At 58.0% G+C, this 20,569-nt stretch carries 19 protein-coding genes; 3 read left to right on the forward strand and 16 right to left on the reverse strand.

Annotated elements, in window-relative coordinates; genetic code table 11:
• Positions 1-158: 158 nt before the first annotated feature.
• The 16 genes from glmS to mnmG form a co-directional block, all read right to left on the reverse strand.
• Entirely contained in the window at positions 159-1,991 is a 1,833-nt protein-coding gene (gene glmS, locus HX821_RS05215) for a glutamine--fructose-6-phosphate transaminase (isomerizing) (RefSeq protein WP_008439539.1), read from the reverse strand.
• A 10-nt stretch (positions 1,992-2,001) separates the two neighbouring features.
• A complete protein-coding gene (locus HX821_RS05220) occupies positions 2,002-2,769 on the reverse strand; it encodes a DeoR/GlpR family DNA-binding transcription regulator (RefSeq protein WP_003213539.1) in 768 nt (255 codons plus the stop codon).
• A gap of 228 nt (positions 2,770-2,997) precedes the next feature.
• Complete coding sequence (gene glmU, locus HX821_RS05225) at positions 2,998-4,365, reverse strand: bifunctional UDP-N-acetylglucosamine diphosphorylase/glucosamine-1-phosphate N-acetyltransferase GlmU (RefSeq protein WP_177022415.1); 1,368 nt, start codon at positions 4,363-4,365, stop codon at positions 2,998-3,000.
• Positions 4,366-4,480: 115 nt separating this feature from the next.
• Positions 4,481-4,906: a F0F1 ATP synthase subunit epsilon gene (locus HX821_RS05230; protein ID WP_008439541.1), complete on the reverse strand. Its 426-nt coding sequence runs from the start codon at positions 4,904-4,906 to the stop codon at positions 4,481-4,483.
• Positions 4,907-4,950: 44 nt separating this feature from the next.
• The gene (atpD, locus tag HX821_RS05235) at positions 4,951-6,330 is read right to left on the reverse strand and encodes a F0F1 ATP synthase subunit beta (protein WP_003213545.1); all 1,380 of its coding nucleotides are present in this window, start codon (positions 6,328-6,330) and stop codon (positions 4,951-4,953) included.
• 27 nt (positions 6,331-6,357) lie between these two features.
• Positions 6,358-7,218 carry a F0F1 ATP synthase subunit gamma gene (gene atpG, locus HX821_RS05240; RefSeq protein ID WP_003213547.1) on the reverse strand — a complete coding sequence of 287 codons (861 nt, stop codon included), beginning with the start codon at positions 7,216-7,218 and terminating at the stop codon, positions 6,358-6,360.
• 50 nt (positions 7,219-7,268) lie between these two features.
• Positions 7,269-8,813: a F0F1 ATP synthase subunit alpha gene (gene atpA, locus HX821_RS05245; RefSeq protein WP_003213549.1), complete on the reverse strand. Its 1,545-nt coding sequence runs from the start codon at positions 8,811-8,813 to the stop codon at positions 7,269-7,271.
• A gap of 21 nt (positions 8,814-8,834) precedes the next feature.
• Positions 8,835-9,371 (reverse strand): F0F1 ATP synthase subunit delta, encoded by a 537-nt coding sequence (locus HX821_RS05250; RefSeq protein WP_003213551.1) that lies wholly within the window; start codon positions 9,369-9,371, stop codon positions 8,835-8,837.
• A gap of 12 nt (positions 9,372-9,383) precedes the next feature.
• Positions 9,384-9,854 carry a F0F1 ATP synthase subunit B gene (locus HX821_RS05255; RefSeq protein ID WP_008439543.1) on the reverse strand — a complete coding sequence of 157 codons (471 nt, stop codon included), beginning with the start codon at positions 9,852-9,854 and terminating at the stop codon, positions 9,384-9,386.
• Between the two features lie 56 nt (positions 9,855-9,910).
• Positions 9,911-10,168 carry a F0F1 ATP synthase subunit C gene (gene atpE, locus HX821_RS05260; protein WP_002555987.1) on the reverse strand — a complete coding sequence of 86 codons (258 nt, stop codon included), beginning with the start codon at positions 10,166-10,168 and terminating at the stop codon, positions 9,911-9,913.
• 133 nt (positions 10,169-10,301) lie between these two features.
• Positions 10,302-11,171 carry a F0F1 ATP synthase subunit A gene (gene atpB, locus HX821_RS05265; protein WP_003213554.1) on the reverse strand — a complete coding sequence of 290 codons (870 nt, stop codon included), beginning with the start codon at positions 11,169-11,171 and terminating at the stop codon, positions 10,302-10,304.
• A gap of 16 nt (positions 11,172-11,187) precedes the next feature.
• Positions 11,188-11,595 carry a F0F1 ATP synthase subunit I gene (locus HX821_RS05270; protein ID WP_003213556.1) on the reverse strand — a complete coding sequence of 136 codons (408 nt, stop codon included), beginning with the start codon at positions 11,593-11,595 and terminating at the stop codon, positions 11,188-11,190.
• Positions 11,596-11,743: 148 nt separating this feature from the next.
• Positions 11,744-12,616, reverse strand: a complete 873-nt coding sequence (locus HX821_RS05275) for a ParB/RepB/Spo0J family partition protein (protein ID WP_063033750.1) — start codon at positions 12,614-12,616, stop codon at positions 11,744-11,746.
• Between the two features lie 9 nt (positions 12,617-12,625).
• On the reverse strand, positions 12,626-13,423 hold the full coding sequence (locus HX821_RS05280; protein ID WP_003213559.1) for a ParA family protein: 798 nt from the start codon (positions 13,421-13,423) through the stop codon (positions 12,626-12,628).
• 18 nt (positions 13,424-13,441) lie between these two features.
• Positions 13,442-14,086 carry a 16S rRNA (guanine(527)-N(7))-methyltransferase RsmG gene (gene rsmG / locus HX821_RS05285; protein WP_003213561.1) on the reverse strand — a complete coding sequence of 215 codons (645 nt, stop codon included), beginning with the start codon at positions 14,084-14,086 and terminating at the stop codon, positions 13,442-13,444.
• Positions 14,083-15,975, reverse strand: coding sequence for a tRNA uridine-5-carboxymethylaminomethyl(34) synthesis enzyme MnmG (gene mnmG, locus HX821_RS05290; protein WP_177022416.1), 1,893 nt, complete (start codon positions 15,973-15,975; stop codon positions 14,083-14,085). The genes rsmG and mnmG overlap by 4 nt, the downstream gene beginning before the upstream one ends.
• Before the next feature lie 586 nt (positions 15,976-16,561).
• Here mnmG and HX821_RS05295 point away from each other — a divergent pair.
• The 3 genes from HX821_RS05295 (at position 16,562) to HX821_RS05305 (ending at position 20,547) form a co-directional block, all read left to right on the forward strand.
• Entirely contained in the window at positions 16,562-17,068 is a 507-nt protein-coding gene (locus tag HX821_RS05295; protein ID WP_008439546.1) for a sigma-70 family RNA polymerase sigma factor, read from the forward strand.
• A complete protein-coding gene (locus HX821_RS05300; protein ID WP_087694576.1) occupies positions 17,068-18,012 on the forward strand; it encodes a FecR domain-containing protein in 945 nt (314 codons plus the stop codon). Before HX821_RS05295 ends, HX821_RS05300 begins: the two co-directional genes overlap by 1 nt.
• Positions 18,013-18,105: 93 nt before the next feature.
• On the forward strand, positions 18,106-20,547 hold the full coding sequence (locus HX821_RS05305) for a TonB-dependent siderophore receptor (RefSeq protein WP_102370204.1): 2,442 nt from the start codon (positions 18,106-18,108) through the stop codon (positions 20,545-20,547).
• The last annotated feature ends 22 nt before the right edge of the window (positions 20,548-20,569 follow it).

A 20,569-nucleotide genomic window follows, 5' to 3' on the forward strand; every position in this document is an offset into this window, starting at 1 on the left:
GGCGGCATTCCCTGGCTAGTTATCCACAGGGCGCATTCTAGGGGTAAAGCAGGGGAATACTCCCGGAATTAGTCCACAGAAACGGCAAGACCCGATGCTCGGTAGCCTGAAAAAGCAAAACCCCCGAAGAACGGGGGTTTTGGTGGTTCGGGTGCGGCTTATTCCACCGTCACCGACTTCGCCAGGTTACGCGGCTGGTCAACGTCGGTGCCCTTCAGCACAGCCACGTAATACGACAGCAGCTGCAGCGGGATGGTGTAGAGGATCGGCGACAGGGTGTCGTGGATGTGCGGCATGTTGATGACGTGGGTGCCTTCGCCATTGGTCATGCCGGCCTTCTCGTCGGCGAACACGATCAGTTGGCCGCCACGGGCGCGCACTTCCTGCAGGTTGGACTTGAGCTTCTCCAGCAGTTCGTTGTTCGGCGCGACGGTAACGACTGGCATGTCGTCATCCACCAGGGCCAGCGGACCGTGCTTGAGCTCACCGGCCGGGTAGGCTTCGGCGTGGATGTAGGAGATTTCCTTGAGCTTGAGCGAACCTTCCATTGCCACCGGGTATTGCGCACCACGGCCGAGGAACAGGGTGTGGTGTTTGTCGGCGAACAGCTCAGCGACTTTCTCCACGGTGCTGTCCATGGCCAGGGCTTCACCCAGGCGGGCCGGCAGGCGGCGCAGTTCTTCGACCAGGTGTGCCTCGACGCCTTCGCCCAGCGTGCCGCGAACCTGGCCCAGGGACAGGGTCAGCAACAACAGGCCGACCAACTGGGTGGTGAAGGCCTTGGTGGATGCCACGCCGATTTCACGACCGGCCTGGGTCAGCAGGGTCAGGTCGGACTCGCGCACCAGGGAGCTGATGCCGACGTTGCAGATCGCCAGGCTGCCGAGGAAGCCCAGTTCCTTGGCGTTGCGCAGGGCGGCCAGGGTGTCGGCGGTTTCGCCGGACTGGGAGATGGTCACGAACAGAGTGTCGGGCTGCACCACCACCTTGCGGTAGCGGAATTCGCTGGCGACTTCGACCTGGCACGGGATGCCGGCCAGTTCTTCCAGCCAGTAACGGGCGACCATACCGGCGTGGTAGCTGGTGCCGCAGGCGACGATTTGCACGTTGCGCACTTTGGCGAACAGCTCGGCAGCTTGCGGGCCGAAGGCTTGCACCAATACCTGGTTCTGGCTCAGGCGACCTTCCAGGGTGCGTTGCACCACGGCCGGTTGCTCGTGGATTTCCTTGAGCATGAAGTGGCGGAACTCACCCTTGTCGGCGGCTTCGGCGCCGTCACGGTACTGCACGGCTTCACGTTCCACGGACTGGCCGTTGACGTCCCAGATGGACACGCTTTCACGGCGGATCTCGGCGATGTCGCCTTCTTCCAGGTACATGAAGCGGTCAGTCACCTGGCGCAGGGCCAGTTGGTCGGAGGCGAGGAAGTTCTCGCCCAGGCCCAGGCCGATCACCAATGGGCTGCCACTGCGGGCGGCGACCAGGCGGTCAGGCTGGCTGGCGCTGATCACGGCCAGGCCATAGGCGCCATGCAGTTCCTTGACGGTGGCCTTGAGGGCATTGGTCAGGTCGCCGATGTCCTTGAGCTTGTGGTTCAGCAGGTGGGCGATGACTTCGGTGTCGGTGTCCGAGGTGAAGACATAACCCTGGCCTTTGAGCTGTTCACGCAGCACTTCGTGGTTTTCGATGATGCCGTTGTGCACAACCGCCAGGTCACCGGAGAAGTGCGGGTGGGCGTTGCGTTCGCACGGCGCGCCGTGGGTGGCCCAACGGGTGTGGGCGATACCCAGGCGGCCTACCAGCGGCTCACCGGCCAACGCTTGTTCGAGTTCGCTGACCTTGCCCGGGCGACGCATGCGCTCAAGCTTGCCGGCGTTGGTAAAGAGCGCCACACCGGCGCTGTCGTAGCCACGGTATTCCAGGCGTTTGAGGCCTTCGAGCAAAATGGCAGTGACGTTTCGTTCAGCGACTGCGCCAACAATTCCACACATGGTTTCTCTCCTAGATGACTGCCGCGCAAATCAGCGTGATGCCGCGGGCTTGAATCTGGTCGCGGGCCTCAAGTGGCAGGCGATCATCGGTAATAAGGGTATGGACGCTGCTCCAGGGCAGTTCCAGGTTGGGGATCTTGCGGCCAATCTTGTCGGACTCGACCATCACCACCACTTCGCGGGCGACTTCGGCCATGACGCGGCTCAGCCCCAGTAATTCGTTGAAGGTGGTGGTGCCGCGCTCCAGGTCGATGCCATCGGCACCAATAAAGAGCTGGTCGAAATCGTAGGAACGCAGTACCTGTTCGGCGACCTGGCCCTGGAACGAGTCCGAATGCGGGTCCCAGGTGCCGCCGGTCATCAACAATACCGGCTCGTGTTCCAGGTCGCTCAAGGCGCTGGCCACGTGCAGGGAGTTGGTCATCACCACCAGGCCGGGCTGGTGGCCCAATTCGGGGATCATGGCGGCGGTGGTGCTGCCGCTGTCGATGATGATGCGCGCGTGTTCCCGCAAACGCCGGACGGCCGCACGGGCGATGGCGCGCTTGTAGGCCGAAATGGGCTGTGCCGGATCACCGACCAGTTCCTGAGGCATGGTGATGGCGCCACCGTAGCGACGCAGCAACAGGCCGTTACTTTCGAGGGCCGCCAGGTCCTTGCGGATGGTGACTTCCGAGGTTTCGAAACGCTTGGCCAATTCGTCCACGCTGACTTCACCTTGCTCGGTGAGCATGGCAAGGATGTTGTGGCGACGTTGGGGTGTATTTCGTTTCGACATGGTGATGATAAGTTTCGTTTCGAAAGATAACGAAGGCAATCAAAACCTATTCATTCAAAATGGTCAAGCATGCGACTGAGTTTTTTGAATCAACACAGATAAAAATGTGGGAGCGGGCTTGCTCGCGACGGCGGTGTGTCAGTCGGCGCATGTATCAACCGAAAGACCGCCTTCGCGAGCAAGCCCGCTCCCACATAAGTACCGCAGTGTTTCAGGGTTGTGGATAACTCAGGTCTTTTTGATTTTGACCGGGCGTTTCCAGCCGTCGATGTTGCGCTGGCGGGCGCGGGCGACGGCCAACTGGGACTTATCCACATCCTGGTTGATGGTGGAACCTGCGGCGGTGTTTGAACCATCACCGATAGTGACGGGGGCGATCAGCGAGTTGTTGGAGCCGATAAACACGTCTTCGCCAATGGTCGTCTGGTACTTGTTGGCGCCGTCGTAATTGCAGGTGATGGCGCCTGCGCCGATATTGCTGCGGGCACCGATCACTGCATCACCGAGGTAGGCCAGATGGCCGGCCTTGGCGTCGTCGCCCATCCGGGCGTTTTTCAGTTCTACAAAGTTACCCACATGGGCGCGAGCGCCCAGCACGCTGCCCGGACGCAAACGCGCGAACGGGCCGGCATCACTGCCCTCGCCCATCAGCGCACCGTCGATATGGCTGTTGGCCTTGATCACCACACCTTTGCGCAGGGTGCTGTCCTTGATCACGCAGTTAGGCCCGATCACCACGTCATCTTCGATGACCACGCGGCCTTCGAGGATCACGTTGATATCGATCAGCACGTCGCGGCCAACGGTGACGTCACCCCGCACATCGAAACGTGCCGGATCACGCAGCGTCACGCCCAGCGCCATCAGGCGGCGGCCTTCACGCAGTTGGTAGTGACGCTCCAGCTCCGCCAGTTGCTTGCGGTCGTTGGCGCCCTGCACTTCCATCGGGTCGTGGGGCTGTTCGGTGGCGACCACCAGGCCATCGCTGACGGCCATCTCGATGACGTCGGTCAGGTAGTACTCGCCCTGGGCGTTGTTGTTGGACAAGCGGCTCATCCAGTCAGCCAGGCGGTCAGCCGGCACAGCGAGGATGCCGGTGTTGCCTTCAGTGATGGCGCGCTGGGCTTCGCTGGCGTCTTTATGCTCGACGATGGCGGCGACCTTGCCGTCAGCGTTGCGCACGATGCGACCGTAGCCGGTCGGGTCGTCCAGCTCGACAGTGAGCAGGCCCATCTGGCCTGGCACCACGTGCTTGAGCAGGCGCTGCAAGGTTTCCACTTCGATCAGCGGCACGTCACCGTAGAGGATCAGCACGGTGTCGGCCTTGATGAACGGCACGGCCTGCGCGGTGGCATGGCCGGTACCCAATTGCTTGTCCTGCAATACGAAATTCAGGTCATCCGCCGCCAGCCGCTCACGCACCACATCGGCACCGTGGCCGATCACCACATGAATGCGCTGTGGATCCAGCTGCCGGGCGCTGTGGATAACATGGCCAAGCATGGAGTTGCCGGCAACCGGGTGCAGCACCTTGGGCAGGGCCGAACGCATACGGGTGCCCTGGCCTGCGGCAAGAATTACGATTTCGAGAGACATGAATGGCTACCAATCCTGGGCGGTCAGACTTCAGACCAAAGAAGTGTTTTGCAAAAAAAGAAAAAGGGTAGCCGAGGCTACCCTTTTTAATCAATCACGCATGAGGCTTGACGGCTTAGCCGCCAAACTTCTTGCGGATCTGCTGGACGGTGCGCAGCTGAGCTGCGGCCTCGGCCAGACGTGCAGCAGCAGAACCGTAGTCGAAATCTGCGCCTTTTTCGTTCAGGGCCTTCTCGGCAGCCTTGACGGCTTCCTGAGCGGAGGCTTCATCCAGGTCGGCAGCACGTTGCACGGTGTCGGCAAGTACCTTGACCATGTTCGGCTGAACCTCGAGGAAACCACCGGAGATGTAAAACACCTCCCGTTCCCCGCCCAGCTTGGTCAGAGTGATCGGACCAGGCTTCAAGGATGTAATCAATGGCGCGTGGCCAAAGTTAATACCCAGGTCGCCCAGTTCGCCGTGTGCAATCACACTCTCGATCTGACCGGAGAAGATTTCCCCTTCCGCGCTGACGATATCGCAATGGAATGTCATAGCCATCTGCTTGCCTCAACCTGATTAGCGCCCGTTACCGGGCGCCGGAATTACAGTTTCTTGGCTTTCTCGATCGCTTCTTCGATGCCGCCGACCATGTAGAACGCTTGTTCTGGCAGGTGGTCGTAGTCACCGTTGAGGATGCCTTTGAAGCCAGCAATGGTGTCTTTCAGGGAAACGTATTTACCCGAGGCACCGGTGAAGACTTCAGCCACGAAGAACGGCTGCGACAAGAAGCGCTGGATCTTACGAGCGCGGGATACCAACTGCTTGTCGGTTTCCGACAGCTCGTCCATACCCAGGATCGCAATGATGTCCTTCAGTTCTTTGTAACGCTGCAGAACGTACTGGACGCCGCGAGCGGTGTCGTAGTGTTCCTGGCCGATGACGTTCGGGTCCAGCTGGCGCGAAGTCGAGTCCAGTGGATCGACCGCTGGGTAGATACCCAGGGAGGCGATGTCACGGGACAGTACGACGGTGGCGTCCAAGTGGGCGAACGTGGTCGCTGGCGACGGGTCAGTCAAGTCATCCGCAGGTACGTATACCGCTTGGATCGAGGTGATCGAACCGTTTTTGGTCGAAGTGATACGCTCTTGCAGAGTACCCATCTCTTCGGCCAGGGTCGGCTGGTAACCTACTGCGGAAGGCATACGGCCCAGCAGTGCGGATACTTCAGTACCGGCCAGGGTGTAACGATAGATGTTGTCGACGAACAGCAGAACGTCGTTACCTTCGTCACGGAACTTCTCGGCCATGGTCAGGCCGGTCAGTGCTACGCGCAGACGGTTACCCGGCGGCTCGTTCATCTGACCGTAAACCAGTGCCACTTTGTCCAGAACGTTGGAATCCTTCATCTCGTGGTAGAAGTCGTTACCCTCACGAGTACGCTCACCCACACCGGCGAACACGGAATAACCGCTGTGCTCGATGGCGATGTTACGGATCAGTTCCATCATGTTTACGGTTTTGCCTACACCGGCACCACCGAACAGACCGACTTTACCGCCCTTGGCGAACGGGCAAACCAGGTCGATAACCTTGATGCCGGTTTCCAGCAGGTCGTTGCCGCCTGCTTGTTCCGCGAAGGAAGGCGCAGGACGGTGAATGCCCCAGCGCTCTTCGGTGTCGATTGGACCGGCTTCGTCGATCGGGTTACCGAGGACGTCCATGATCCGGCCCAGGGTCGCTTTACCGACCGGTACGGAGATGGCTGCGCCAGAGTCAGTGACTTCCAGACCGCGCTTCAAGCCTTCGGTGGAACCCATTGCAATGGTACGAACCACGCCGTCGCCCAGCTGCTGCTGAACTTCCAGGGTGGTGCCTGCATCGCTTTTGACTTTCAAAGCGTTGTAGATGCTCGGTACGCTGTCGCGTGGGAATTCCACGTCGATAACGGCGCCGATGATTTGAACGATACGTCCGCTACTCATAGCTGGATCCTCTGAATATTTGAACCGTTAAACCGCGGCAGCGCCGCCGACGATTTCCGAGATCTCTTGGGTGATCGCAGCCTGACGCGCCTTGTTGTAGATCAGCTGCAAATCGCTGATCAAATCACCGGCGTTGTCGGTAGCGTTCTTCATCGCGATCATCCGCGCAGCTTGTTCAGCCGCGTTGTTCTCGACCACCGCCTGGTACACCTGCGACTCCACGTAGCGCACCATCAAGCCGTCAAGCAGCTCTTTGGCGTCTGGTTCGTAGAGGTAGTCCCAGTGGTGCTTGAGTTCTTGTTCCGGGGCGGCCACCAATGGAATCAACTGCTCCACGGTAGGCTGTTGCGTCATGGTGTTGATGAACTTGTTGGATACCACGGAGAGGCGGTCAATCCGGCCTTCCAGGTATGCATCCAGCATCACCTTGACGCTGCCGATCAAATCATTGATCGACGGTTCTTCACCCAGGTGGCTGATAGCTGCAACGACGTTACCGCCGAAGTTGCGGAAAAAGGCCGCACCCTTGCTACCGACCACACACAGATCGATCTCGACGCCTTTTTCGCGGTTTACCGCCATGTCCTTGACCAGGGCCTTGAACAGGTTGGTATTCAAACCACCGCACAAACCACGGTCACTGCTCACCACGACATAACCGACGCGCTTTACTTCGCGATCGATCATGAACGGGTGGCGATATTCCGGGTTGGCGTTGGCCAGATGACCAATAACCTGGCGGATACGCTCCGCGTAGGGACGGCTAGCAGCCATGCGCATTTGTGCCTTGCGCATTTTGCTGACCGCCACTTTTTCCATGGCGCTGGTGATCTTTTGCGTGCTTTTGATGCTCGCAATCTTACTGCGAATCTCTTTTGCGCCTGCCATGTAACACCTATCAGGTTAGCAAGCGGGAGCCTCGCGGCCCCCGCTGCGGCTTACCAGGTTTGGGTGGCCTTGAACTTCTCGATACCGGCTTTGATGCCAGCGTCGATGTCGTCATTGAAGTCACCCTTCACGTTGATCTTCGCCATCAATTCGGCGTGATCGCGGTTGAAGTAAGCAATCAGCGCTTGTTCGAAGCTGCCGACCTTGGTGATTTCAACGTCGGTCAGGAACCCACGCTCAGCGGCATACAGCGACAGCGCCATGTCAGCGATCGACATTGGTGCGTATTGCTTCTGCTTCATCAGCTCGGTAACGCGCTGACCATGCTCAAGTTGCTTACGGGTCGCTTCGTCCAGGTCAGAAGCGAACTGGGCGAATGCCGCCAGTTCACGGTACTGAGCCAGAGCGGTACGGATACCACCGGAGAGCTTCTTGATGATCTTGGTCTGAGCGGCACCACCCACACGGGATACCGAAACACCGGCGTTCACTGCAGGACGGATCCCGGAGTTGAACATGGCCGATTCCAGGAAGATCTGACCGTCGGTGATGGAAATCACGTTGGTCGGAACGAACGCGGAAACGTCGCCAGCCTGGGTTTCGATGATCGGCAGTGCGGTCAGGGAACCGGTTTTGCCGGTCACTGCGCCGTTGGTGAACTTCTCTACGTATTCTTCCGAAACGCGGGATGCGCGCTCCAGCAGACGGGAGTGGAGATAGAACACGTCGCCTGGGTAAGCTTCACGGCCTGGTGGACGGCGCAGCAGCAGGGAAATCTGGCGGTAAGCCACTGCTTGCTTGGACAGATCGTCATAAACGATCAGCGCGTCTTCACCGCGGTCGCGGAAGTATTCGCCCATGGTGCAACCGGAGTACGGTGCCAGGAACTGAAGTGCAGCGGATTCGGAAGCACTGGCGGCCACGACGATGGTGTTAGCCAGGGCGCCGTTTTCTTCCAGCTTGCGAACCACGTTGGCGATGGTCGATTGTTTCTGACCGATGGCTACGTAGACGCAGAAAATCCCGCTGTCTTTCTGGTTGATGATCGCGTCGATCGCCAGAGCGGTTTTACCGATCTGACGGTCACCGATGATCAGCTCACGCTGGCCACGGCCGACAGGAATCATGGCATCGACAGCCTTGTAGCCAGTCTGTACAGGCTGGTCTACCGACTTACGCCAGATCACGCCTGGAGCAACTTTCTCGACCGCATCGGTCTCGGTGTTGTTCAGCGGACCTTTGCCGTCAACTGGGTTACCCAGTGCGTCGACAACGCGACCCAGCAGTTCCTTACCAACCGGAACTTCCAGGATGCGGCCTGTGCACTTGGCGCTCATGCCTTCGGCCAGAGTCTGGTAGGAGCCCAATACAACGGCACCTACAGAGTCTTGCTCCAGGTTGAGGGCCATACCGTAGACGCCGCCCGGAAACTCGATCATCTCGCCGTACATTACGTCGGCCAGACCGTGAATCCGCACGATGCCGTCAGATACGCTGACGACAGTGCCTTCGTTACGGGCTTGGGAGGTCACATCGAGCTTGTCGATGCGGCCCTTGATAATTTCACTTATTTCGGAAGGATTGAGTTGCTGCATTGCTCTGCTGCCCCTTCAAACTCAAGATTTCAATGCTTCGGCAAGATTCGCGAGTTTGCCGCGAATCGAGCCATCGATAACCAGGTCGCCGGCGCGAATGATGACACCACCAATCAGGGTGGCATCCTCCGCAACTTGCAGGCGCACTTCCCGGTCGAGTCGTGCACTGAGAACCTTGGCGAGTTTGTCTTGCTGTTCTTGGTTCAATGCAAAAGCACTGGTCACTTCAACATCTACCGATTTCTCTTGTTCGGCCTTGTACAGGTCAAACAGAGCGGCGATCTCCGGCAGAAGCGGGAGACGGTCGTTTTCGGCAACGACGTGGATGAAGTTCTGCACTTTCACATCAAACTTGTCGCCGCACACGTCAATAAACGTGGCGGCCTTGTCTGCGCTCGTCAGTCGCGGGGCCTTGAGCACGCGCTGCATGGTGTCGTCTTGCGACACTGCTGCAGCCAGGCCGAGCATGGCTGACCAAGAGGCCAGCTGCTGGTGGGCCTGGGCGTGCTCGAAGGCTGCCTTAGCGTAAGGTCGGGCCAACGTGGTCAATTCTGCCATGATCGCCCTCGCTTAAATTTCAGCAGCCAGTTTGTTTACCAGCTCCGCGTGCGCGTTTTGATCGATTGTGGCACCCAGGATCTTCTCAGCACCGCCGACGGCCAGAGCACCCAGTTGGGCACGCAGCGCATCTTTGACACCGTTCAGTTCCTGCTCGATCTCGGCTTGAGCCTGAACCTTCACACGGTCAGCGTCGATACGGGCTTTTTCAACAGCCTCTTCAACGATCTGGTTACCGCGTTTCTTGGCTTGCTCAATGATTTCAGCTGCCTGAGCTTTCGCTTCGCGCAGTTGTTGACCCGCTTTATCTTGGGCCAACTCCAGGTCGCGAGCTGCTCGTGCGGCAGCGTCCAGTCCGTCTGCGATCTTCTTCTGACGTTCGTGCAAAGCCGCGATGACCGGAGGCCATACGAACTTCATGCAGAAAACTACAAAAATCAAGAACGCTAAGGACTGACCAATAATGGTTGCATTAATGTTCACGCCAATACCTCGCTCGTTCGTTGCACAACACACCAATCACTCGAAAAAACGAGTGATTAACCGGCGAGTTGACCAACGAAGGGGTTCGCGAAGGTGAAGAACAGAGCGATACCAACACCGATCATGGTCACGGCGTCGAGCAGGCCGGCGACGATGAACATTTTAACTTGCAGCATTGGAACCATTTCTGGCTGACGCGCTGCGCCTTCCAGGAACTTGCCGCCCAGCAGGCCGAAACCAATGGCAGTACCCAGGGCGCCCAGGCCGATCAACAGTGCAACAGCGATAGCGGTTAGACCAACTACAGTTTCCATCTTTCCTCCCGACTTTTACGTCGTATGGTTTAGGTTTTTTAGATTTTAAAGCGGTAAAACAAATCGTTTCATAGCCCTTCAGGGCTACCCTCCCGTTTGACCGGGAGGGACATCAGACTAGTCGAGACTGGTCTTAATGGTTCTCTTCGTGCGCCATCGACAGGTAGACGATGGTCAGCATCATGAAGATAAACGCCTGCAGGGTGATGATCAGGATGTGGAACACAGCCCACGCCCACTGCAGAACAATGCCCAGGCCGCTAAGCCAGAGCAGACCACTGCCGAACATCACAGCGATCAGAATGAACACCAACTCGCCGGCATACATGTTGCCGAACAGTCGCAGGGCCAGGGAAATCGGCTTGGCGACCAGGGTCACGAACTCCAGCAGGAAGTTCACCGGGATCAGCAGCGCTTGAACGAAGATGTTCTTGCTGCCGAACGGGTGCAGGGTCAGTTCGCCGATGAAGCCGCCGATGCCCTTGATCTTGATGCTGTAGAAAATGATCAACGCGAACACCGACAGGGCCATGCCCAGGGTGGCGTTAGGGTCCGTGGTCGAAACCGCACGGAATGGAATGTGGTGATCGCCGGAGATCAGGATGGCCAGCTGAGGAATCCAGTCGACCGGGATCAGGTCGACGGCGTTCATCAGGAACACCCAGACGAAGATGGTCAGTGCCAACGGTGCAATCACCGCGCTACGACCATGGAAGCTGTCCCGCACGCTGCCATCGACGAATTCGACCAATACTTCAACGAAGTTCTGCAAAGCACCTGGCTGACCGGAAGTCGCCTTCTTTGCCGCCATGCGGAAAATCAGGACGAAGATCAGGCCCAATGCGACAGACCAGCCCAGAGTATCCAGGTGGAATGCCCAGAAGCCCATTTCTTTGGCTTCTGCTGCGGAGTGGGCAAAGCCCCAGCCGCCGTTGGGAAGCTGACCGAAGGTCAGGTTCTGCAAGTGGTGCTGGATATAGCCCGAAGCGGTTGTTTCTGCCATGGTTGCCTCAAACGCCCTAAGGTTTCGAAAGTCTTGTTTTCATTAGCAGGGGAGCGAACCAGCTGACCAGTTGGGTCAACACGAAGACGCCGAATACAGCCAGCGGCGCCAATGGCTTCACACCTGCAAAGGTCAGTGCAAACAGCACTGCCGTCAAAATCAATTTCCCCGCCTCGCCGGCATAAAAAGACCGGACGATAGCCTGGGCTGCTCGGGCGCCGGAAAACCGAAAGGCCCTGTGAGCAAAATACATATTGGGCAGCAAGGCTATCAGGCCTCCGCAGAGTCCCGAGTATCCGGCTACGACTCCATACCAATACCAGAGCGCCAAAGAGGCGATCAGTAAAATGACAAATTGAGCCACTAAAACCGGGAAAACGGCCAAGCGATGGAACGGCAACGTGTTTGGCGTGCGGGTTTCCATCACTCTTGCTCCTCAATGGTCGGCTGCCGGAAATCAATAACTTGGCATAATTTGTGCCGACAAAATGCGCGCAGAGTATAGGGGCGGTTCTGCCCCTATTCAACTGCCGGGTAGTGATTTCCGACTGCGCGCTACAGAAGCAATTGTTTCAGCGGATGTGGGCAAGGACGCCCTGAAGCTCATCCAATGAGTTATATCCGATGACCAATTGCCCTTTGCCTTTCTTGCCATGACGAATTTGCACCGCAGAGCCTAGGCGTTCGGCCAGGCGCTGCTCCAGGCGTGCAATATCCGGATCAGGTTTGGCGGTTTCGACCGGTGCAGGTTTGCCACTGAGCCACTGGCGAACCAGGGCCTCAGTCTGACGAACGGTGAGGCCTCGTGCGACAACGTGTCGCGCCCCCTCAACCTGTTGATTTTCCGGCAAACCGAGCAAAGCACGGGCATGACCCATTTCCAGGTCGCCATGGGAAAGCATGGTTTTGATGACTTCCGGCAGCGCGATCAGGCGCAACAGGTTGGACACGGTAACCCGGGACTTGCCCACCGCATCCGCGACTTCCTGCTGAGTCAGTTTGAATTCCTGCTGCAAACGCTGCAGGGCGATCGCTTCCTCGATCGGATTGAGGTCTTCACGCTGGATGTTCTCGATCAACGCCATGGCGATGGCGGTTTCATCCGGCACATCGCGCACCATTGCCGGAATGGTTTCCTTGCCGGCCTGCTGGCTGGCGCGCCAGCGGCGCTCGCCGGCGATGATTTCAAAGCGGCCTGCACCAATCGGGCGCACCACGATCGGCTGCATCACGCCCTGGGCCTTGATCGAATTCGCCAATTCCTCCAGCGCCTGCGGGTCCATGTCCCGGCGCGGCTGGTATTTGCCGCGCTGGATCAGGTCCAGCGGCAGGTGCTGCAGCTCGCGCTCGTCGGCCTGCACTGCCTGTTCTTCAAGCGAAGTGACAGTCGGACCACTCAGCAGTGCATCCAGTCCACGTCCGAGACCTCGTTTCTTGACGGCCATGGGGATTCCTTAAGTTGGCTGGGCTGCAGCGGTGCGTGAATTGCGGCGTTGACGGCGAACCATCTCGCCGGCCAGCGCCAGATAGGCAATGGCGCCGCGGGAAGACTTGTCGTACGCCAGCGCGGGCATGCCATAGCTTGGCGCTTCGGCCAGGCGGATGTTACGTGGAATCACGGTGTCGTAGAGCTGATCGCCGAAGTGTTCCTTGAGCTGTGCCGACACATCGTTCATCAGGCTCAGGCGCGGGTCATACATGGTCCGCAGCAGGCCTTCGATTTGCAGGTTCGGGTTGAGCAACTCGGCGATACGCTTGATGTTATCCACAAGGTCGCTCAAGCCTTCGAGCGCAAAATACTCGCACTGCATGGGGATAATCACCCCGTCGGCCGCAACCAGTGCGTTCAACGTCAGCATCGACAGCGACGGCGGGCAGTCGATCAAAATGTAGTCGTAATTCTCGCGAATCGGCGCCAGAGCGCTGCGCAGACGGCTTTCTTTCATCTGCATTTCCAGCAGCACCACTTCCGCCGCGGTCAAATCGCGGTTGGCAGGCAGCAGTTGATAACCGCCGTGCTCGGAGAAGTGCATGGCCTGGGCCAGGTCGCACTCGCCAATCAGCAAGTCGTAGACCGAGTTTTCCAGGCCGTGTTTATCCACACCGCTACCCATGGTGGCGTTGCCCTGTGGATCGAGATCGATCAACAGCACCCGACGCTTGGTAGCGACCAGGGATGCTGCGAGGTTGATGCAGGTGGTGGTTTTGCCCACGCCACCTTTCTGGTTCGCTATCGCGAATACCTTAGCCATTCTTGCTTGTGTTCCCAATCATGCCGTGCGGCGCAGTATCAGCAGATGGCGTTGGCCTTGGCAACCGGGTACGGCCAAGGCGTGTTCGCTATCGAGGTGGAAGTCTGCCGGCAATGCTAACAGCTCGTCGCTTGGATGAACGCCCTTCATTGCCAGCCAACGGGTATCGCGGTCGCCGAGGTGGCGGGTCCAGTTGCTGAAGTTCTCCATGCTGCTGAACGCCCGGGAAACAATTCCGTTGAAAGGCTGTTCAGGCGTAAAGGCTTCGACGCGACTGTGGATAACTTGCAGGTTATCCAGCTTGAGTTCGAGTTTGACCTGGGTCAGGAAGCGGGTTTTCTTGCCGTTGCTGTCCAGGCAGGTCACTTGCGACTCCGGAAACAGGATCGCCAGCGGGATGCCGGGCATGCCGCCGCCGCTGCCAACGTCGAGCCAGCGGCCGTTTTCGATAAACGGCATCACGCTGAGACTGTCGAGCAGATGGCGGGAGACCATTTCGTCCGGGTCACGCACCGCAGTGAGGTTGTAAGCCTTGTTCCATTTGATCAACAGGGCCAGATAACCCAGCAGCAACTCGTGCTGGGCTTCGGTCAGGTTGACGCCAAGCTGGCGAGCACCTGTGGATAACTCTTCGGCGTGTTGCGAGGTGACCAACGAACTCAAGCGCTTTGCTCCAAATGACGGCCCGCGCCGCGTTTTTTCAAATGAATCATCAACAGCGAAATGGCTGCCGGCGTGACGCCCGGAATACGGGACGCCTGGCCCAGGGTCTCCGGTCGAGTTATCCCCAGCTTGCCTTGGATCTCTTTCGACAGCCCGGAAATGTTTGTGTAATCGATATCCACAGGCAGCTTGGTGTCTTCGCTGGCCCGCAGACGAGCGATCTCATCCTGCTGACGGTCAATGTAACCGGCGTATTTGGTCTTGATTTCGACCTGCTCGGCAACCTGTGGATCTTCTGCGCCAGCGCCGGTGACCGAGATCAGACCAGCGTAGTCGATTTCCGGCCGGGACAGCAGGTTCAGCAAGTTGTATTCGTGAGTCAGCGGCGTGCCGAATTTTTCGGCAATCGCATCGCCTTGCTCGGTGCCCGGGCGAACCCAGGTACTTTTCAGGCGTTGCTCTTCCAACTCGATACTTTCGCGTTTTTTGCAGAAGGCCGCCCAACGCACGTCGTCGACCAGGCCCAATTCGCGACCTTTTTCGGTCAAGCGCAGGTCGGCGTTGTCTTCCCGCAGGATCAGGCGGTATTCGGCCCGGGACGTAAACATCCGGTACGGTTCCTGGGTTCCGAGGGTGATCAGGTCGTCGACCAACACACCGATGTACGCCTCATCGCGACGCGGGCACCAGCTGTCTTTGCCCTGTGCACGCAGTGCCGCGTTGGTTCCGGCCAGCAAACCCTGGGCGCCGGCTTCTTCGTAACCGGTGGTGCCGTTGATTTGCCCTGCAAAGAACAAACCGCCGATGACCTTGGTTTCCAGGCTGTATTTCAGGTCACGCGGGTCGAAGTAGTCGTACTCGATGGCGTAGCCAGGACGCACGATGTGCGCATTTTCCATACCGCGAATCGACTGCACGATCTGGATTTGCACGTCGAACGGCAAGGAAGTTGAAATCCCGTTCGGGTACAGCTCGTGGGTAGTCAGACCTTCCGGTTCGATAAAAACCTGGTGGCTTTCCTTGTCGGCAAAGCGGTGGATCTTGTCTTCGATCGACGGGCAGTAGCGCGGGCCAATACCTTCGATCACCCCGGAATACATCGGCGAACGGTCGAGGTTCGCAGCAATGATTTCGTGGGTGCGGGCGTTGGTGTGGGTAATCCAGCAACTGACCTGCTTCGGATGCTGTTCCTTGGAGCCCATGAACGACATCACCGGGATCGGTGTATCACCGGCTTGCTCGGTCATCACCGAGAAATCCACAGACCGGCCATCAATTCGCGGCGGCGTGCCGGTTTTCAGGCGACCAACACGCAGTGGCAGTTCGCGAAGGCGCTGAGCCAAGGCGATTGACGGTGGATCACCGGCGCGGCCACCGGAATAGTTCTGCATACCGATGTGGATAAGTCCGCCGAGGAAGGTACCGGTGGTCAACACCACGGATTCTGCGAAGAAACGCAGGCCCATTTGCGTGACGACACCGCGTACCTGGTCTTGTTCGACGATCAGGTCATCGGCTGCCTGTTGAAATATCCACAGGTTCGGCTGGTTTTCCAGGGTTTCGCGGACAGCGGCCTTGTACAGGATGCGGTCGGCTTGAGCACGTGTGGCTCGTACGGCCGGGCCTTTGCGACTGTTCAGTACGCGAAATTGAATACCACCTTTGTCGGTAGCCATGGCCATCGCGCCGCCCAGGGCATCGATTTCCTTGACCAGATGGCTTTTGCCAATCCCGCCAATCGCGGGGTTGCAGCTCATGGCGCCGAGGGTTTCCACGTTATGCGTCAGCAACAGGGTTTTTGCCCCCATGCGTGCTGACGCCAGTGCTGCCTCGGTACCGGCATGACCGCCGCCGATGACGATCACTTCAAAACGGGAAGGGAAATCCACCACGCACCTCGTGCCTGCTTCTGTAGGTAATTAGGAATGAGCGTTCGAGATCAGGTTTTCGAACGAGTCGGCAAGTATAGGGACTTCGCCCTTCCTAAAGAACCCTTTGCACAAAATTTAACCAGCTGTGGATGAATCACGAACAATAGAAATTAAAAGAGAGAAATTTATTAAATCTTTGTTTTTATGTTTATTTCTACTGAGGCATGTTTCTGTGGATAAATCTCTACAGGCCTTTATTTACTTTATGTACAGAGATTCAAAAGTCTGTGGTTAGGTGCCAATGAGGCCCTTGGATAAGTGCTTTAAGCCTGTGGATTAAACGGGTGGTTATCCACAGAGGGGTTTTTACTCAGGTTTCAAGCCTGGTTATCAACTGGGCACAGGGGCGGTTATTCACAGGGCTTAATCCACAGAAAATACGGATCCCGATAAGTTTCAGGCAGGCAGATGCCTCCGAAAATCCTCGGTCAGGCAGGAAACAGTTCATTTGCATTTGTGAAACGGGTTGATGGAACGCCTATTGTGAGAAAGCGCCACGGCAGTTAATAATAGTTATTATCATTAACCTGCCTCGTCACCTCTCATGGCCCTTCCCTCGCATACCGTTGCAGTCCAGCACATCTATGAGCAGCACCATTCGTGGTTGCACAGCTGGCTCAAGGGAAAGTTGCATAACGCCTGCGATGCAGCTGACGTGGCACACGATACGTTCGTGCGGATCCTGGGCGGCCGCAATGCGACGCAGATCCTCGAGCCCAGGGACTATCTGGCCACAGTTGCCCGGGGACTGGTGATTGACCGCTATCGCCGCCGCGCCATTGAGCAGGCCTATCTGCAAACCCTGGCAGACCGGCCCGAAGCGATCGCAATCAGTGAAGAAGACAAGGCCATCATCATTGAAACCCTCGTTGCTGTGGATAAAGCCTTGTGTGGGCTGGGGGAACGGGCCAGGCGAATTTTCATGCTGTCCCAGGTCGAAGGCCTGACTTATCAACAGATCGCCGATCAGTTGCGTGTCTCGCTGACCACCGTCAAGAAACATATGGTTCGGGCCCTGACTGAATGCGCCTTGATCATGGCGGGCATGTAATGGCTGCCCCGGATCGCAAGACGTTCGAAGCCGCCGCCAGTTGGTACGTGCAATTTCAATCGCAGCCACCGACACCCGCGCAACAAAGTGCCTGGCAGCAATGGCTCAACGGCGATCCCTCCCATCAGGCGGCCTGGAACCAGATGGAGCAGTTGCAACGTGGCCTCGGTGCGCTACCCAAGGACTTCACCCGTCGTGCGCTCTCGGCCAGTCAACAACGGCGGCAAGTGCTCAAGCTGATGCTGATGCTCGGTGCCGCCGGGTACTTGGGGTGGAACGTTCAACAACACACATCCCTGGGCAACCTCTGGGCTGACTATCGGACCAAGGTCGGCGAACGACGGCGAATCGGGTTGGCCGACGGCACTCAAATTGACCTCAATACGAACACGGCTATCGACGTACTTTTCGATGGGCAGCAGCGACTGGTCCGTTTGCGTGAGGGGGAAGTACTTATCCACACCGGAAAGTCGGGCCGGCAAACACCGTTTTATGTCGAAACCCATGAGGGTCGTGTTCAAGCCTTGGGTACGCGGTTCACTGTTCGCCAACTGCAAGGGTCGACGCGGGTTGGTGTGCTGGAAGACCGGGTCAGCGTGCAACCCGTCGACCAGCCGGCCCATAGCCGAGTGCTCGGACCTGGTGAAAGTGTCGACTTCGGCACGCAAGACGTAGGCCCCAGCCATATCTATCGCGGGAACCAAGCCGCATGGGTCGACGGCCAACTGATCGTTCTGGATGCGCGACTGGGGGATGTCATCGACGAACTGGCGCGCTATCGGCCGGGCGTTATGCAGTGCGATGCCGCATCAGCGCGGCTGCGGGTGTCCGGCACTTTCCGTCTGGATTCCACCGACGCCGTATTGGCCAACCTGCAGGTCACGCTGCCGATCCACGTGAAGTATTTCACGCGCTATTGGGTCTCCGTCACGCTTACAGCTTGATACTGAAAAAATACTCTCAGCGGGGGTTATCTTTTTTTTACCTGGCGCGGCCCTACAGGTAATCACGATGCTACCTTCAGGGCTTACTCACACATGCGCCTTCCTACAAAACTTCGCCAGCGTCTCTCCCATCACGGCATCACGTATGGCTTGCTGCTGGCCACGGCAGCGACTGCCAGCACCTTGCTATGCACTCGGGCCATTGCTGCCAGCCCAGTGCAACATTACGTGATCGCCTCCGGGCCACTCGACAATGCCTTGAGCCAATTCGCGTCGAAGGCCAATGTGATTCTGTCATTCTCGCCGCAGCAGACGGCGCGCCTGCAAAGTCCTGGGCTGGAGGGTGACTACTCGGTGGAGCAAGGGTTTGCGTTATTGCTGCAAAACTCGGGATTGCAGGCGGCGGTTCAAGGCCCCGGCAGCTACGCGCTGCAGCCGGCTGCGAGCGGGGAACAGCTCATGCTGGCCCCCACTACTGTCAGCACGTATCAACAGACTGGGTTCAATCAGGAAATTGCCGGGGACGTAGGTTACAAGGCGCAAAACAGCCGAATCGGTACCAAGACCAGCACACCATTGTCGGAAACCCCGCGCTCGGTGTCGGTGGTGACCGGCCAGCGCATCAAGGATCAAAAATCCCAGACGCTCACAGAAGTGCTGGGCTATGTGCCGGGAATCTTTGCCCCTCCCTTCGCTGCGGGCGACGGGCTGGCCGGTGACTTGTTCTTCATTCGCGGTTTCAACGCCACGGATTATGGCTACGGCCTGCTGCGCGATGGCTTGCGAGTCCAAGGCAACCGGTATGACACCACCAGCGAACCTTATGGCCTGGAACGGGTGGAGATATTCCGTGGCCCTTCTTCCCTGCTCTACGGCGAAAACGCACCCGGTGGCCTGGTCAACCTGGTGAGTAAACACCCGACAGCTACACCACAAGGCGAAGTTCAGCTGACCTACGGTTCTAATAACCGGCGCCAGGTGGGTGTGGATATCTCCGGTCCCTTGGACGACAGCGGCAATATCCTTGGACGGGTGGTGATGCTCGGCAGGAAGTCCGACACCCAGACCGATCACGTTCCCGATGACCGTCTGTATATCGCACCGTCCCTGACCCTCAATTTCGACGACTACAACACCCTGACGCTGCTGGCCAACTACCAGAAAGACCACACCAATCTTGAACTTGGCCTACCTGCAGCAGGCACGTTACTGACCAACCCCAACGGAAAGCTCTCCAAGCACACCATGCTCGGTGACCCGGATTGGAACACCTTCGAACGGGAAACCTGGAGCACCGGCTACGAGTTCAGCCACAGCTTCAACGATGACTGGCAGTTTCGGCAGAACTCGCGCTACATGCAGTCGCGAATCACCCGCCATGAAACCTGGCCAGGCAACCTGAATAATGCGGGGTTCGGCACACAGCTGAACATGAATGCCTACGACCGCTACAACAAATCGATGGTCTACTCGCTGGATAACCAGTTGGAAGGCAAATTCCAGGTAGGCGGGCTGGAAAATACCGTGCTGTTCGGTGCCAGCTATGACCGTACCTCGTTCAGCCAGGATTGGAATGCCGGATTTGCAGGCACGATCAATGTGTATAACCCGGTGTACCTGAGGGATCCATTGACGCCTCTCGCGGTGCAAAACACGTTGCTCGAACAGCAGATGAAAGGTGTTTATGCACAGCTTCAGAGCAAGTATGACCACTGGTTATTCTTGCTCGGCGGGCGGCAGGACTGGGTCGACAGTGATTTTCGCGACAAGGTGGCCAAGGCCGGCAACATCAGCTCTGAAGACCGCAAGTTCACCTATCAGGGCGGGATCATGTACCAGTTCGACAATGGCCTGACGCCATATGTCAGCTACTCGACCGCGTTCGTTCCGGTACAGCAGATCTCCAATGCCGGCACACCGCTGGACCCGATCACCAGCAGTCAATACGAAGTAGGCCTCAAGTACGAGCCGATCGGCTGGGACACGGCGATGACGTTGTCGGTCTATGACTTGCGCAAGCAGGACGACACGTACCTCGACGCCACGACCAATACCTACCGCCAGGTCGGCGAAAGCCGGGCCAAGGGTGTGGAAGTGGAGGTCAACAGCAACCTCACACCTAATTTGAACGTGACTGCGGCCTACACCTACACCGATGCTCGGATTACCAAGGATTCGGCAACGTCGCTCGTGGAAGGTCACCAGATGACCGGTGTTCCGCGTAATCAGGCTTCGGTCTGGGGCAAATACCGCTTTCTTGATGGCCAGCTCAAGGGCTTGTCCGTCGGTGGCGGCGTGCGCTACTTCGACAGCACTTTCGCTTACACCGCGCCTTCTCTATACGGGAAGCTGGATGCTGGAAGCGTGACGTTGGTGGATGCCGCCATTGGTTACCAGATTGACCAGCACTGGTCGGTAGACGTGAACGCGAAGAACCTGTTCGACAAGGAGTATGTGTCCGGCTGCAACGATGCGGGCCGCTGCTACTGGGGTGAAAGCCGGACGCTACTCGGAACTGTTTCCTACAACTGGTAACCAGCCAGCTGTGGATAACCGC

Origin of the sequence: Pseudomonas sp. B6001, assembly GCF_013386015.1 — a bacterium.
Classification (GTDB): Bacteria; Pseudomonadota; Gammaproteobacteria; order Pseudomonadales; family Pseudomonadaceae; genus Aquipseudomonas.

Bases quoted from the DNA above. Each gene is read 5' to 3' on its own strand.
- glmU (WP_177022415.1), bottom strand. From the start codon at position 4,365: ATGTCTCTCGAAATCGTAATTCTTGCCGCAGGCCAGGGCACCCGTATG.
- glmS (WP_008439539.1), bottom strand. From the start codon at position 1,991: ATGTGTGGAATTGTTGGCGCAGTCGCTGAACGAAACGTCACTGCCATT.
- HX821_RS05305 (WP_102370204.1), top strand. From the start codon at position 18,106: ATGCGCCTTCCTACAAAACTTCGCCAGCGTCTCTCCCATCACGGCATC.
- atpG (WP_003213547.1), bottom strand. From the start codon at position 7,218: ATGGCAGGCGCAAAAGAGATTCGCAGTAAGATTGCGAGCATCAAAAGC.
- atpA (WP_003213549.1), bottom strand. From the start codon at position 8,813: ATGCAGCAACTCAATCCTTCCGAAATAAGTGAAATTATCAAGGGCCGC.
- HX821_RS05230 (WP_008439541.1), bottom strand. From the start codon at position 4,906: ATGGCTATGACATTCCATTGCGATATCGTCAGCGCGGAAGGGGAAATC.
- HX821_RS05270 (WP_003213556.1), bottom strand. From the start codon at position 11,595: ATGGAAACCCGCACGCCAAACACGTTGCCGTTCCATCGCTTGGCCGTT.
- HX821_RS05250 (WP_003213551.1), bottom strand. From the start codon at position 9,371: ATGGCAGAATTGACCACGTTGGCCCGACCTTACGCTAAGGCAGCCTTC.
- HX821_RS05275 (WP_063033750.1), bottom strand. From the start codon at position 12,616: ATGGCCGTCAAGAAACGAGGTCTCGGACGTGGACTGGATGCACTGCTG.
- atpB (WP_003213554.1), bottom strand. From the start codon at position 11,171: ATGGCAGAAACAACCGCTTCGGGCTATATCCAGCACCACTTGCAGAAC.
- HX821_RS05295 (WP_008439546.1), top strand. From the start codon at position 16,562: ATGGCCCTTCCCTCGCATACCGTTGCAGTCCAGCACATCTATGAGCAG.
- HX821_RS05300 (WP_087694576.1), top strand. From the start codon at position 17,068: ATGGCTGCCCCGGATCGCAAGACGTTCGAAGCCGCCGCCAGTTGGTAC.
- HX821_RS05220 (WP_003213539.1), bottom strand. From the start codon at position 2,769: ATGTCGAAACGAAATACACCCCAACGTCGCCACAACATCCTTGCCATG.
- atpD (WP_003213545.1), bottom strand. From the start codon at position 6,330: ATGAGTAGCGGACGTATCGTTCAAATCATCGGCGCCGTTATCGACGTG.
- HX821_RS05280 (WP_003213559.1), bottom strand. From the start codon at position 13,423: ATGGCTAAGGTATTCGCGATAGCGAACCAGAAAGGTGGCGTGGGCAAA.
- atpE (WP_002555987.1), bottom strand. From the start codon at position 10,168: ATGGAAACTGTAGTTGGTCTAACCGCTATCGCTGTTGCACTGTTGATC.